The organism is Streptomyces sp. NPDC091682 (genome assembly GCF_044756625.1).
Lineage (GTDB): Bacteria > Actinomycetota > Actinomycetes > Streptomycetales > Streptomycetaceae > Streptomyces.
The window spans coordinates 60,906-74,350 of the sequence record NZ_JBIVTH010000014.1; the positions used below are offsets into that span (position 1 = coordinate 60,906).

Genomic DNA, 13,445 nt, shown 5'->3' on the forward strand with positions numbered 1-13,445 from the left:
ATGTCCGTACTGATGGTGTCCGGGACGGGCACCGAGATCGGCAAGACGGTGGTCACGTCGGCGATCGCGGCCGCCGCGGTGGCCGCCGGCCGCTCGGTGGCGGTGCTCAAGCCCGCGCAGACGGGCGTCGGCCCGCTGGAGCCCGGGGACGCGGCGGAGGCGGTCCGGCTGGCCGGTCCCTCCGTCACGGCGGTGGAACTGGCCCGCTATCCGGAGCCCTTGGCCCCGGACACGGCGGCCCGCCGCTCGGGGCTGGCGACGCTGGCTCCGGCGCAGATCGCGGAGGCCGCGCAACGGCTCTCGCTGGACCACGACCTGGTCCTGGTGGAGGGTGCGGGCGGACTGCTCGTCCGGTTCGACGAGTCGGGGAACACCTTGGCCGACGCGGCCCGCCTGCTCGGCGCGCCGACGCTGATCGTCGCCCCGGCGGGTCTCGGCACGCTCAACTCCACCACCCTCACGGCGGAGGCCCTGCGGGCGCGGGAGCTGACCCCGCTGGGCGTGGTGGTCGGCAGCTGGCCGCAGAACCCGGACCTCGCGGCGCGCTGCAACCTGGCGGACCTCACGAAGTCCTCGGGCCTGCCGCTGCTGGGCGCCGTCCCGGAGGGCTCGGGGACCCTCGCGCCGGACCGGTTCCGCGCATCGGCCCCGTCCTGGCTGGCCCCGTCCCTATCGGGCACCTGGTCGGCGGAGTCCTTCCTGTCCACCTGGTCCCCGGCGCCCTTCACCCCCACCGGCGCCAACCCCAGCCCCGCCGGCGTTTGAGGCGCGGGGTCCGGGGCTGAGCCCCGAATCCTTGAGGCGCGGCCGCCCACCCACGGGCGGCCGCGCCCACCGGTGGAGCCACGGGCACCGGCAACGGCGGCTAGCCGAGCGGCTTGGCCCAGCGCGTCCACTGCTCCTGGGGCCCATAGCCCACCGCGGCCCACATCCGGTGCGCCCGCTCGTTGCGATCGAGCACCATCGCGTCCCCGCGCCGCCCGCCGAGCGCCACGAACCGCTCCTCGGCGGCGGCCAGCAGGGCGGCCCCGATGCCCTGCCTCCGGTACCCGGGGTGCACGGCGAGCCGGTAGAGGTGACAGCGCCACCCGTCGAAACCGGCGATCACCGTGCCGACGAGTTCGCCCTCACGGTGCGCGAGCAGCAACGCCTCGGGGTCGCGGTCGTGCAGTCGCTCGACCCCGGCGAGATCGTCGCTGATACTCGTTCCCTCTGCGGCGGTCTTCCAGAAGGCCAGGACCGCACCCAGGTCGGCGGCCGACGCGGAGCCGATATGAAGATCAGTCATGGCCGAATCCCACCATCCGGCCGCGCTCCGCCAAAAGAATGATCCGTTCCCTTTGCTCTTCCTTTACCATGTGGTGAAAGGTCCCTCTTGAGTGAAAGGTGTGAGCGTCCGCCCATGGGCGAGCCTCCCAGTCCCCGACATACGCGTTCGCGACATCGCGCGGTACCCCTCCTCCTGGCCGATCATGGGACGGAGGTGATCGACCGATGACCGAGGTGCTCCTGCTCATCGTGGCACTGCTGCTCTGCCTTGCCTGCGGAGTCTTCGTCGCGGCCGAGTTCTCGCTCACCACCGTCGAGCGCAGCGAGCTCGAACGGGCCGTCGAGCGCGGCGAGCGCGGGGCCGACAGCGCCCTGGCCGCCGTCCGCACCCTGACGTTCCAGCTCTCCGGTGCCCAGCTCGGCATCACCGTCACCGGCCTGGTCATCGGCATGATCTCCAAGCCGTCGATCTCCGCCCTGCTCCAGGGCCCCTTCGAGGCCATGGGCCTGTCGGCCGGCGCCGCATCCTCCACCGCCCTGATCCTCGGCACCGCGATCTCGACCGTCTTCCTGATGGTCGTCGGCGAGCTGGTGCCCAAGAACTGGGCGATCTCCTCCCCGCTGGCGATCGCCAAACGGGTGGCGACCACGCAGCGGGTCTTCAGCCGGGCCTTCAGGCCCCTGATCGGCCACCTCAACACCACTGCGAACCATCTGGTGCGCCGTTTCGGGATGGAACCGGCGGAGGAGCTGGCCTCCGCGCGCACCCCGCAGGAACTGGTCGCGCTCGCGCGTCACTCCGCGAAGGCGGGCGCCCTGGAGAAGGACACGGCCGAGCTGTTCGTCCGGACCCTGAACCTCGCCGACCTGACCGCGGAGAACGTGATGACCCCGCGCGTGCAGGTGACCGCCCTCGACGTGCAGACCACCGCGGAGGACGTGGCCAACGCGACGCTGGCCACCGGCCTGTCCCGCTTCCCGGTCTACCGGGGCAGCCTCGACACGGTCGTCGGCATCGTCCACATCAAGGACGTACTGGCCCTGCCGGCCGCCGAGCGCCGCCGCCGTCCCGTGTCGCAGCTGCTGCGCGAGCCCCTCCTCGTACCGGAGTCGCTGACCGTGGACCGGCTGTTGGACCGGCTGTCCGGCAAGCAGACGATGGCCGTGGTCATCGACGAGTACGGCGGCACGGCCGGGGTGGCCACGCTGGAGGACATCGTCGAGGAGGTCGTCGGCGAGGTCCGTGACGAGCACGACCCGCACGAAACCCCGGACCTGGCCCCGGCCGGTACGGACGACTCCGGGCGCCTGCTCTACTCCGCTGACGGCGCGGCGCGCACCGACCAGCTCCGGCGGATCGGCCTGCACGTGCCGGACGGTCCCTACGAGACCCTGGCCGGCCTGATAGCGACCGTGCTCGGCCGGATTCCGGCGGTCGGCGACCGCATGGAACTGAACGGCTGGCAGCTCGACGTGGTGGACGCCGGCGGGCGCCGAGCCGCGCGGGTGCTGCTACACGCCCCGATCGAGCCCGCCACAGGAACGGAGGAGGCCCGATGACCGTCATCCAGCTGCTGATCGGCCTGGCGACCCTGGTCGTCAACGCCTTCTTCGTCGGCGCGGAGTTCGCGCTGATCTCGGTCCGGCGCAGCCAGATCGAACCGTACGCCGAGCAGGGCGACCGGCGGGCCCGCGCCGTCCTGTGGGGGCTGGAGCACGTGTCGGCGCTGATGGCGGCGGCCCAGCTGGGCATCACGCTGTGCACCCTGGTGCTGGGCGTGGTGGCCGAGCCGGCCATCGCCCATCTGCTGACCCCGTTGTTCGACCTCGTCGGGGTACCGGCGGGCCTGACCCACGCGATCTCCTTCGTGGTGGCGCTGGCCCTGGCGACGTACCTGCACATGCTCTTCGGCGAGATGCTGCCGAAGAACGTGGCGCTGTCCGAGCCCGTACGCACCGCCCTGCTGCTGGGGCCGCCGCTGGTGACCCTCACGCAGGTACTGCGACCGGTGATCTTCACGATCAACGCCTTCGCCAACACCCTGCTGCGGCTGCTGCGGGTGGAGGTCAAGGACGAGGTCGCGGCGACCTTCTCCGACGACGAGCTGGCGCGGATGGTCAAGGACTCCAGTGATGCGGGGCTCCTCGACGACCGGGCGAGCGAGCGCCTGCACGACGCGCTGGAACTGGGCCGGCGGCCCGTGACCGATGTGGTGCTGCCCGAGGACCAGGTGGTCCCGGCCCGGGAGGGGATCACTCCGGCCGGGCTGGAGCTGCTGTCGGCCGAGTCCGGGTACTCCCGGTTCCCGGTGGTCGACGCCCAGCACAAGATCCTGGGCTACCTGCACGTGAAGGACGTCCTGGACGTGGACGACGAGGAGCGGGACGAGCCCTTCCCGGTGACGGCGCTGCGGCCGATCGCCCAGGTGCGGGCGGAGACCCCGCTGGACGACGTGCTGACGGCCATGCGGCGCAGCCGTACGCACCTGGCGGCGGTCCTCGGGGCGGACGGAGCCATGACGGGCCTGGTGACGATGGAGGACGTGCTGCGGGAGCTCTTCGGCAGGCCCGCGCCCATGTGATCGTTCGAGGTGCGCGGTCCCCGGCCCTGCAAGGCCGGGGTACCGCGCGGTAACATCACTCCGCCATGGAGATGAATGCCTCGTACACCAGTTTCGTCGCGATCGGTGACTCCTTCACCGAGGGCATGTCCGACCTGCTTCCGGACGGCTCCTACCGCGGCTGGGCCGATCTGCTGGCCGCCCGCCTCGCCGCCCGGGAACCGGGCTTCCGGTACGCGAACCTCGCGGTCCGCGGCAAGCTGATCGGCCAGATCGCCGAGGACCAGGTCCCGGCCGCCGCCGCAATGGGGGCCGACGTGGTGACCCTGGTGGGCGGACTCAACGACGCCCTGCGCCCCAAGGTGGACATGGGCCGGGTCCGCGATCACCTGGAGTCGGCGGTGGAACTCCTCGCCCCCTCCTGCAAGCGCCTCGTCCTGATGCGCTCCCCGGGGCGCAACGGGCCGGTGATGGAACGCTTCCGGCCGCGCATGGAGGAGCTCTTCGCCACCATCGAGGAGCTCGCCGCCCGGCACGGCGCCGTGGTGGTCGACCTGTACGGGGCCTCCGTGCTCGCGGACCCCCGGATGTGGGACGTCGACCGGCTGCACCTGACCGCCGAGGGCCACCGCCGGGTGGCGGAGGCCGTCTGGCAGGCACTGGGCCTGCCCGCCGAACAGGACTGGCGCACCGAACTGCCCGCCGCCGCTCCCCCGGGCTGGACCGTACGCCGGGCCCAGGACCTGAGCTTCGCCCGGCAGCACCTGCTCCCCTGGATCGGCCGCCGCCTGACGGGCCGCTCCTCCGGGGACGGCCGCCCGGCCAAGCGCCCCGAGCTGCTGCCGTACGGGGACTCTCCGCTCTCGTAGCAAGGCACAATCCCGAGTGGTGGCCCTACCTGCGTAAACACACAGCGGTGGCCCAAGTAGAATCCCTCCACGTGACTGCCAAGCCCCGCATCCCCAATGTCCTGGCCGGCCGCTACGCCTCCGCGGAGCTCGCCGTCCTGTGGTCCCCCGAGTACAAGGTGACGCTGGAGCGGCGGCTGTGGCTCGCCGTGCTGCGCGCCCAGAAGGACCTCGGTATCGAGGTCCCGGACGAGGCCCTCGCCGACTACGAGCGCGTCCTCGAGACCGTCGACCTCGCCTCCATCGCCGAGCGCGAGAAGGTCACCCGGCACGACGTGAAGGCCCGCATCGAGGAGTTCAACGCCCTCGCCGGTCACGAGCACGTCCACAAGGGCATGACCTCCCGCGACCTGACCGAGAACGTCGAGCAGCTGCAGATCCGGCTCTCGCTGGAGCTCGCCCGGGACCGCACGGTCGCCGTCCTCGCCCGCCTCGGCAAGCTGGCCGGCGAGCACGCCGAGCTGGTCATGGCCGGTCGCTCCCACAACGTGGCCGCGCAGGCCACCACCTTGGGCAAGCGCTTCGCGACCGCGGCCGACGAGCTGCTGGTGGCCTACGACCGCCTCGAGGACCTGCTGGGCCGCTACCCGCTGCGCGGCATCAAGGGCCCCGTCGGCACCGCCCAGGACATGCTCGACCTGCTGGGCGGCGACGCCGCCAAGCTGGCCGACCTGGAGCAGCGGATCGCCGCCCACCTCGGCTTCGCCCAGGCCTTCACCTCGGTCGGCCAGGTCTACCCGCGCTCGCTCGACTACGACGTGGTCACCGCACTGGTGCAGCTGGCCGCCGCCCCGTCGTCGATCGCCAAGACCATCCGCCTGATGGCCGGCCACGAGCTGGTGACCGAGGGCTTCAAGCCCGGCCAGGTCGGTTCCTCCGCGATGCCGCACAAGATGAACACCCGCTCCTGCGAGCGCGTGAACGGCCTGATGGTCATCCTGCGCGGCTACGCCTCGATGACCGGCGAGCTGGCCGGCGACCAGTGGAACGAGGGCGACGTCTCCTGCTCCGTGGTCCGCCGCGTGGCCCTGCCGGACGCCTTCTTCGCCTTCGACGGCCTGCTGGAAACCTTCCTGACGGTCCTCGACGAGTTCGGCGCCTTCCCGGCGGTCGTCGCCCGCGAGCTGGACCGCTACCTGCCCTTCCTCGCGACCACCAAGGTCCTGATGGGCGCGGTACGGGCCGGGGTGGGCCGCGAGGCCGCCCACGAGGTCATCAAGGAGCACGCAGTGGCCTCCGCGCTCGCGATGCGCGAGCAGGGCGCCGAGCGCAACGAGCTGCTGGACAAGCTGGCCGCCGACGAGCGGATGCCGCTCGACCGGGCCCAGCTCGACGCCCTGATGGCCGACAAGCTGTCCTTCACGGGTGCCGCGGGCGACCAGGTCGCGGTGGTGGTCTCCCGCATCGAGGCGATCGCCAAGCAGCACCCGGAGGCCGCCGGGTACGCGCCGGGGTCGATCCTCTGACCCCCGACGAGCTGAACGCCGCCCGCGACCGCGTCCTCCCGGACGTGGTCGCGGGCGGTCTGCGTGTGCTCTTCTGCGGAATCAACCCCGGACTCCTCTCCGCCGCGACGGGCCACCACTTCGCCCGCCCCGGCAACCGGTTCTGGCCCGTCCTACACCTCTCGGGCTTCACCCCGCGCCTCTTCGCCCCTGCGGAGCAGGAAGAACTGCTGGCCTACCGTCTCGGCATCACCAACGTCGTGGCCCGGGCCACGGCCCGCGCCGACGAGCTGAGCGCCGAGGAGTTCCGCGAGGGGGGCCGCATCCTGACGGCCAAGGTGGAACTGCTGCGCCCCCAGTGGCTGGCGGTGGTCGGCGTCACGGCCTACCGCACCGCCTTCGGCGACCGGAAGGCACAGATCGGCCCCCAGGAACTGACCATCGGCTCCACCCGCATCTGGGCCCTCCCGAACCCGAGCGGTCTCAACGCCCACTGGACCGCCAAGTCCATGGCCCAGGAGTACGCCCGCCTCCGCGCGGCCGCCGAAGCGGGCGAGGACCAACCGGACGCGTCCGATGACCGCCCCTCCGCCGGGCCGGGCGACCTCCGCAGCTGACGGAACGTCCCGCGCCTTCCCTGGTGGCGGTCGCTGAGGTCGCGCCACGGGCCAACCGAGAAGACCCCCTACGGCGGGTCGGTGACGGTGACCGCTGCCATCAACCGGTAGGGGTCCTCACCGTCCCACTGCGCCACGTAGACCACCAGCCAGTGGGCGCCGACCCGCCACAGGTGCACGTGGTCGGTGCTGCTACCCAGCTCGTCCCACGGCTGCGGTATCTCCTCCCCGGCGAATCCGCGGTCCCTCAGCGTTCCCAGGCTGAAGACCTGCGGCTCCCCCCACCGGTCGGTCGCGGCCTGGGCGAGCGCCCCGTACTCGGCACCGATCTGGTCGGCTGCCTCGATCCGCCCCGAACCGTCGTCGTCCCAGAACTCCCGCGTCAGGGCGAGCTGGACCAGGTGGAATCCCGGACCGCTGCTGTTCCCTCCGGCCCAGACCAGCTCGGTCGGGAACTCCTTCGCCCGGAGCCGGTCGATCGTGTCGAGATGGTCTGCCGTGGTCATACCGTCAGTATCCCGAGGGCCACTGACAACTGGCCCGTCGTCAAGCGTCCCGGCGGTGCACCGCCAGCCAGCCCCCCAGCGCCGCGGTGAGCGCCCACAGCGCCAGGACTCCCAGCCCGGCCCATGGACCGAGGTCACCGTACTGGTGGCTGCGCATCATCGCCTGCCCGGCTCGGTCCGGCATGAACTGCCCCACCCCGGTCGCTGCCGCGCCCACGATGAAGGACAGCATGACGACGAAGGGTATGAGGATGCTGAGGACGGCCACCCCGCTGCGCAGCACCGCCGTGAGCCCGGCCGCGAACAGCGTCATGAGCGTCAGGTAGAGGCCGCAGCCGACAACGGCCCGCACGGTGCCGGGGGCGCCCAGCACAAGAGCGTCCTGACCCATGAACGATTGGCCGGCCACGAAGGTGAGCAATCCCGCGAACTGGCCGGCCACGAGGGCGAGCGCGCCCAGCATCGAGAGCTTCGACCAGTAGAACCGCGTGCGACGGGGCACAGCGGTGAGGCTGGTACGCAGGGCTCCGTTGTGGAACTCGGCGGAAAAGGCGGTGGCCCCGAAGGCAATGGCCGCTATCTGGCCGAAGTTGACCCCGTAGAAGGCCGCGAGGAGCGGGTCGTCCCCCATGCCGCCCTCCTCGGACCGACCCAGGGCCGCAGCCGCCATCGTCTGGATGCCCACGGTGAGGACGAGGACGGATATCAGCGACCAGAAGGTACCCCGTAGAGACCTGATCTTGATCCATTCCGAGTGCAGTGCGGGGGTCGTGAGCCGTGCGGCGCTCATGGCGAAGCCTCCAGAGGGTACGGGAGCGGGTGGACGGTCAGTGGGCCGCGCTGAACTGCGCGTGATCGGCGGTGAGGTCGAGGTAGGCCTGCTCCAGCGAGGCGCGCTCGTCGGACAGTTCCAGCAGGGGAATCCCCTCACGGGCGGCCAGGGTGCCGAGCTGCTCGGCCCGTATGCCCTCGACGGTCCATCGCCCGTCGGCGGCGGCCACCAGCTCGACGTCGTGCCGGGCCAGCGCGGCCCGGAGCCGGACCGGGTCGGAGGTCCGCAGGCGCGCCCTCGGGGCGCTGCGGGCGTCGATGAACGATTCCATCGAAGTGTTGGCGAGCAGTTTGCCCTTGCCGAGCACGACCAGGTGGTCGGCGAGCGCCGAGGTTTCCGACATCAGATGGCTGGAGACCAGGACGGCACGTCCTTCGGCGGCGAGGGAGCGCATCAGCTCGCGGATCCAGATGATGCCCTCGGCGTCGAGGCCGTTGGTGGGCTCGTCCAGCAGGAGCACTCCGGGGTCGCCGATGAGTGCGGCGGCGATGCCGAGGCGCTGGCGCATGCCGAGCGAGAAGGACTTGATCCGCCGCCTCGCGACGGTGGCTATGCCGGTCTGTTCCAGGACCTCGCCCACCCGGCGCATCGGGATGCGGCCGGCCGCGGCGAGCAGGCGGAGGTGGTCGTGGGCGGTGCGCCCGCCGTGGGCCGCCTGGGCGTCGAGGAGAGCACCGACCCGGTGCAGCGGGTCCGTCAGGTCCAGGTACCGCCGACCACCGATCGTGGCCGTGCCGGATGTGGGCCGGTCCAGCCCCAGCAGCAGGCGCATCGTGGTGGACTTCCCCGCACCGTTCGGGCCCAGGAAGCCGGTCACCCGCCCGGGCAGGACATCGAAGGTGAGGCCGTCCACCGCACGGTGGGTGCCGTATCGCTTGGTGAGTTCTCGGATCTCGATGCTGTTCATGGCCCAAGACTCGCCGCCGGCCCCACCCCCTCTCCTCCCCCGTGCGGGGGTGGCGTCTCCCCCACGTGGGGGAGACGGCCGAGAACAGGGCGCTGCCACGATGGAGTCATGAACCGACTGCTGCGCGCCCCGTTCCAACCAGTGACCTATTCACGCTGGTTGCACCTCTGCGTGCCGCTGCTGCTGCTGGCGGTATGGATGTTCATCATGCCTTGGTGGCCCTGGGTGCCGCTGCTGCTCGTCCTGCCGTTCGGCCTGGTGCCCTGGGTGCGACTGGCGGAGGGGCTCCAAGCACAGTTCCTGCTCACCCCGTACGACCGCGACCCTTCCGACAGCGCCATAAGCCTCGCTCCGTCGGCCCACTGGGGGGACCGCTGGCGAACCGTGCTGTGGCTGGAGACGCGGATGGTCATCGCGGTCGGTGCGTTCGGCTCCACGGTCTGGCTGTCGGCGATGTCCGTGGAGCTCTTCGCGACGGCGATCGGGCACCCCTCGGGTCCGGACCACTTCCTGCCCTTCGTACCCGGGCGCTGGGCCGCCGCGCTGCTCGTTCCCGTGCCGTTGGTCGTGCTCATCGTCATCGTGGTCCTACTCGGCGAGTTGATCACCGCGGCTGCCACCCGCCTGCTGAGCCCGTCCGCTACCGAACGACTGACCGCGTTGGAAGCACGCACGGAGCAGCTGCTCGAGCGCACCCGCATCGCGCGGGAACTGCACGACTCCATCGGCCACGCGCTCACCGTGGCCGTCGTGCAGGCGGGGGCCGCGCGCGCCGCGGGTGATCCCGCCTTCACCGATCGGGCGCTGTGCGCGATCGAGGAGACGGGCCGGGCCGCGCTGGAGGATCTGGAGCGGGTATTGGGAGTGCTGCGGGAGTCGGGGCAGCCGCCGTCGCAGTGGCCGACGCTGGTGGAGGCCGACCGGCTCCTGGAGTCGGCCCGGGCCTCCGGCTCCACGGTGGACGCGCAACTGACGGGGCCGCTGGAGAAGTTGCCGGAGCCGGTCACCCGGGAGGGCTACCGGATCCTGCAGGAGGCGCTGACCAACGTACTGCGCCATTGCGGCCCGGTGCCGGTGCGCATTCGGGTGGAGATGACCGCGGACCGACTGGACCTGGAGGTGACGAATCCGCTTCCGGAACGCCCCGGTGTCACGGTTGGTGGCGGCAGCGGCCTGCGCGGGATCCGGGAGCGGGCCGCTCTGCTCGGCGGAGCGGCTGAAACCGGGCTGCACGAGGGCGGTTGGAGAGTGCGCGCCCGGCTGCCGCTGGAGCGAATACGCTGACCGGATGCCGGTTACCGTACTGCTCGTCGACGACGAACCCCTGGTGCGTGCGGGTCTGCGCGCCGTATTGGATTCCCAGCCCGACATCGAGGTGGTGGGTGAGGCGGCCGACGGGGCCTCCGTGATCCCGCTGGTCCGGCAGTTGCGGCCGGATGTGGTGGCGATGGACGTGCGGATGCCGCTCCTCGACGGGATCGAGGCGACCCGCGCGGTGCTGCGGACGGTGGACTCCCCGCCGAAGATCCTCGTGGTGACCACGTTCGAGAACGACGAGTATGTCTACCAGGCGCTGCGGGCGGGAGCGGACGGGTTCCTGCTGAAGCGGGCCCGGCCTTCGGAGATCGTGCACGCGGTACGGCTGGTGGCGGAGGGTGAGACGCTGCTCTTCCCGGCGGCCGTGCGGGCCCTGGCGGCGGAGTACGGGAACCGGCAGGCCCGGGCGGTGCTGGAGCGGGCCGCCCTGACCGAGCGGGAGGAGGCGGTCCTGCGGCTGCTGGCGCGGGGGCTCACGAACGTGGAGATCGCCGCCGAGTTGATCATCGGCACGGAGACGGTCAAGTCCCACGTCAGCGCGATCCTGGCGAAGCTGGGGGCGCGGGACCGGACGCAGGCGGTGATCACGGCGTACGAGTCGGGGTTCGTCTCCCCCGCATGAGGGAAGGTCTGCTTCCGGCCGATGGGGGGCTGCTTCTCGCCGACACACCGGGCGGGCAGTACGATCCGGCTGACAAGCTCGCTACCTGGGAGGACACACGTTGGGGCAGCTGACCGGCGGGGACCCCTCTCTGCTCCGGCGGATCAATTCCGCCGTGGTGCTGCGTGCACTGCGGACGGCCGGATCACCGACCCTCACCGACCTCACACGGCTGACGGGACTCTCCCGGCCGACCGTCGAGGGTGTCGTTGAGGGGCTGATCGCGACCGGGCTCGTCGTCGAGGCGGATGCGGAGGAGGGGGCGCGGCGGCAGGGCCGCCCGGCCAGGCGGTTCCGCTTCCGGACCGAGGCGGGACACCTGCTGGGCATCGAGATCGGCTCGCACCGGATCGCGGTGCTGCTGTCCGGCCTGGACGGCCGCGTCATCGGTGCCGGCACCAAGGACGTCGCGGAGACGGCGTCCGCCGATGAGCGGCTGGAGCGGGTACGGGCGGCGGTCGCCGATCTGCTGCGCCGCGCCGGGGTGCCACGGGACTCGCTGCGGGCGGTAGGCGTCGGTAGCCCCGGGATCGTCGAGGCCGACGGCACGGTCCGCCTCGGCACCGCACTGCCCGGCTGGACCGGGCTGCCGCTCGGGGAACGGCTGCGGCGCTCGTTCCGCTGCCCGGTCCAGGTGGAGAACGACGCCAATGCGGCAGCGGTCGCCGAGCACTGGAAGGGCGTCGCGCGGGACACCGGCGACATGGTGTTCGTGATGGCCGGGCTCAGTCCCGGCGCCGGCTCGCTGATCGGCGGCAGGCTGCACCGGGGCTTCGGCGGGGCGGCGGGCGAGATCGGCGCCCTGCACCTGCTGGGCCGTGAGGTCACGCCCGAGCGGTTGCTGTCGACCACGGGTGAGCCGCTGCATCCGCTGGACGAGGCCGCCGTCGCCGAGGTCTTCGCGATGGCCAAGCGGGGCGACGGGCAGGCGGTGGCCGCCGTGGAGCGGTTCCTGCAACGGCTGGTGCACGACGTGGCGGCGCTGGTCCTGGCGATGGACCCCGAGCTGGTGGTCGTCGGCGGCTGGGCGGCCGGCCTGGACGGGGTCCTGGAGCCCCTCCGCCAGGAGCTGGCGCGCTACTGCCTGCGCCCACCGAGGGTGGCCCAGTCCATGCTCGGCGAGGCCGCAGTGGCGACCGGCGCCCTCCGGCTCGCGCTGGACCACGTCGAAGAAGAGCTCTTCGCGGTGGAGAAGACCGTCACGGCCCGCCGCTGACCCCGCCGCCCGCCCCTCCCGTACGCGCAGCTACGGCCCGGCCCCGGCCCCGGCAAAAGGTGCCGGGGCCGGGGCCGGGCCGTAGCTGCGTCCAGACGCAGCCGCAGCTGCATCCGGACGCCCAGAAGGATCGGGGACCGGGGGCGCCCCCTGGCGGTGTCAGGAGGCGACGCGCGGCTCGTGGGTGATCTCGACGTTGCCCGAGTCGCCGAAGGTGAGGCGGCAGGTGTCCGCGCGGTAGGTGGCCACCGAGACCGCCGCCGTTCCCGCGGTGGTGAAGTAGCGCGTGGTGACCAGGAGCACCGGGGCGCCGGGCAGGCGGTCCAGTTCCTTGGCGTCGTCGGCGCGGGCGGAGCCGAGCTCCACCGAGCGGTCCTGGCCGTCGAGCACCAGCCGCTGCAGTTCGCGCAGGACGGCACGGGCACGGGCCGGGCCGGCCGGGGCCTCGATGGCGGGGAGTCCGGGCACCGAAGCGGCGGGGACGTAGATCAGTTCGGCTGCGACCGCCTGGCCGTGGGTGACCCGGGTCCGGCGCACCGTGTGCACCGGCTGGTCGGCGACGAAGGCGCCACCGGTACCGAGGAGTTTCAGCACTGCGGCCGTCGGCAGGGTCTCGGCCGCGTCGAGCGGCTCCCAGCCGTCGGCACTCTCGCCGGGCCAACTGTGCTGCGCGCCGCCCACGGCGACACCGACGCGCGGCGGGGCGACGGTGGTACCCACGCCACGACGGCGCTGCAGTCGGCCTTCGAGCTCCAACTGCTCGAGCGCCTGACGCAGGGTGGCGCGGGCGACACCGAAACGGGCCGCGAGCTCACGCTCGTTGGGCAGCACCTCGCCGACGGCGAAGTCCTGGTCGAGCGCCTCGCTGAGGACGGTCTTGAGGTGCCAGTACTTCGGCTCCGGTGCCGTTTCGAGCTGCGTGGTCCCCACCCTGACTCCTCCTGCCATCGCTGCACTCGCCGTGTGTTCCAGCGGCAGTTCCGCGCCTTTGTTTATTAAAGGTTCCTGCACTATCCCTGCGACGATAGGACGGCACACCCCCTTGGTCAAGACCAATGCTCATACCTTTGCCGGGCAGAACGGGCATACGTATCAAGCCGTTCACGGGATGTTCTCGCAGGCACGGAAGGCTTGTAGTCAAGGGCTACCGGACGGTAATCATGGCGGTAGGCACTACTGACATCCTGTCTCGCACGCGTCCAACCG

At 71.8% G+C, this 13,445-nt stretch carries 14 protein-coding genes; 9 read left to right on the forward strand and 5 right to left on the reverse strand.

Annotated elements, in window-relative coordinates; translation table 11 throughout:
• A complete protein-coding gene (gene bioD, locus ACIQK6_RS29070; RefSeq protein WP_329104588.1) occupies positions 1 to 765 on the forward strand; it encodes a dethiobiotin synthase in 765 nt (254 codons plus the stop codon).
• Between the two features lie 100 nt (positions 766 to 865).
• On the opposite strand, the gene ACIQK6_RS29075 is transcribed toward bioD, so the two are convergent.
• Positions 866 to 1,288: a GNAT family N-acetyltransferase gene (locus ACIQK6_RS29075; protein WP_329104586.1), complete on the reverse strand. Its 423-nt coding sequence runs from the start codon at positions 1,286 to 1,288 to the stop codon at positions 866 to 868.
• Between the two features lie 206 nt (positions 1,289 to 1,494).
• On the opposite strand from ACIQK6_RS29075, the gene ACIQK6_RS29080 reads away from it, so the two are divergent.
• The 5 genes from ACIQK6_RS29080 to mug all read left to right on the forward strand — a co-directional run bounded on the left by ACIQK6_RS29080 (position 1,495) and on the right by mug (position 6,800).
• Positions 1,495 to 2,829, forward strand: a complete 1,335-nt coding sequence (locus ACIQK6_RS29080) for a hemolysin family protein (RefSeq protein ID WP_329104585.1) — start codon at positions 1,495 to 1,497, stop codon at positions 2,827 to 2,829.
• Positions 2,826 to 3,851: a hemolysin family protein gene (locus tag ACIQK6_RS29085; RefSeq protein WP_329104582.1), complete on the forward strand. Its 1,026-nt coding sequence runs from the start codon at positions 2,826 to 2,828 to the stop codon at positions 3,849 to 3,851. The genes ACIQK6_RS29080 and ACIQK6_RS29085 overlap by 4 nt, the downstream gene beginning before the upstream one ends.
• 65 nt (positions 3,852 to 3,916) lie before the next feature.
• Positions 3,917 to 4,699, forward strand: a complete 783-nt coding sequence (locus ACIQK6_RS29090; protein WP_329104579.1) for an SGNH/GDSL hydrolase family protein — start codon at positions 3,917 to 3,919, stop codon at positions 4,697 to 4,699.
• A gap of 71 nt (positions 4,700 to 4,770) precedes the next feature.
• Entirely contained in the window at positions 4,771 to 6,204 is a 1,434-nt protein-coding gene (purB, locus tag ACIQK6_RS29095; RefSeq protein WP_030008636.1) for an adenylosuccinate lyase, read from the forward strand.
• The gene (gene mug, locus ACIQK6_RS29100; protein ID WP_329108129.1) at positions 6,201 to 6,800 is read left to right on the forward strand and encodes a G/U mismatch-specific DNA glycosylase; all 600 of its coding nucleotides are present in this window, start codon (positions 6,201 to 6,203) and stop codon (positions 6,798 to 6,800) included. The genes purB and mug overlap by 4 nt, the downstream gene beginning before the upstream one ends.
• Positions 6,801 to 6,868: 68 nt before the next feature.
• Here the strand turns inward: mug and ACIQK6_RS29105 are convergent, their stop codons facing one another.
• Genes ACIQK6_RS29105 through ACIQK6_RS29115 form a run of 3 tightly spaced genes read right to left on the reverse strand, consistent with a single transcriptional unit; the run spans position 6,869 to position 9,045 of the window.
• Positions 6,869 to 7,306 carry a hypothetical protein gene (locus ACIQK6_RS29105; protein ID WP_329104537.1) on the reverse strand — a complete coding sequence of 146 codons (438 nt, stop codon included), beginning with the start codon at positions 7,304 to 7,306 and terminating at the stop codon, positions 6,869 to 6,871.
• A gap of 40 nt (positions 7,307 to 7,346) precedes the next feature.
• Positions 7,347 to 8,096 (reverse strand): ABC transporter permease, encoded by a 750-nt coding sequence (locus ACIQK6_RS29110; RefSeq protein ID WP_329104535.1) that lies wholly within the window; start codon positions 8,094 to 8,096, stop codon positions 7,347 to 7,349.
• 37 nt (positions 8,097 to 8,133) lie between these two features.
• Positions 8,134 to 9,045 carry an ATP-binding cassette domain-containing protein gene (locus tag ACIQK6_RS29115; RefSeq protein WP_402695724.1) on the reverse strand — a complete coding sequence of 304 codons (912 nt, stop codon included), beginning with the start codon at positions 9,043 to 9,045 and terminating at the stop codon, positions 8,134 to 8,136.
• Between the two features lie 108 nt (positions 9,046 to 9,153).
• Here ACIQK6_RS29115 and ACIQK6_RS29120 point away from each other — a divergent pair, with 108 nt between their 5' ends.
• From ACIQK6_RS29120 to ACIQK6_RS29130, 3 genes are all read left to right on the forward strand, one after another.
• The gene (locus tag ACIQK6_RS29120; protein WP_329104530.1) at positions 9,154 to 10,329 is read left to right on the forward strand and encodes a histidine kinase; all 1,176 of its coding nucleotides are present in this window, start codon (positions 9,154 to 9,156) and stop codon (positions 10,327 to 10,329) included.
• Positions 10,330 to 10,333: 4 nt separating this feature from the next.
• Positions 10,334 to 10,984 carry a response regulator gene (locus ACIQK6_RS29125; protein ID WP_402695725.1) on the forward strand — a complete coding sequence of 217 codons (651 nt, stop codon included), beginning with the start codon at positions 10,334 to 10,336 and terminating at the stop codon, positions 10,982 to 10,984.
• Positions 10,985 to 11,084: 100 nt separating this feature from the next.
• On the forward strand, positions 11,085 to 12,239 hold the full coding sequence (locus ACIQK6_RS29130; RefSeq protein ID WP_329104526.1) for an ROK family transcriptional regulator: 1,155 nt from the start codon (positions 11,085 to 11,087) through the stop codon (positions 12,237 to 12,239).
• 159 nt (positions 12,240 to 12,398) lie between these two features.
• On the opposite strand, the gene ACIQK6_RS29135 is transcribed toward ACIQK6_RS29130, so the two are convergent.
• The gene (locus tag ACIQK6_RS29135; RefSeq protein ID WP_329104524.1) at positions 12,399 to 13,169 is read right to left on the reverse strand and encodes a GntR family transcriptional regulator; all 771 of its coding nucleotides are present in this window, start codon (positions 13,167 to 13,169) and stop codon (positions 12,399 to 12,401) included.
• Between the last annotated feature and the right edge of the window lie 276 nt (positions 13,170 to 13,445).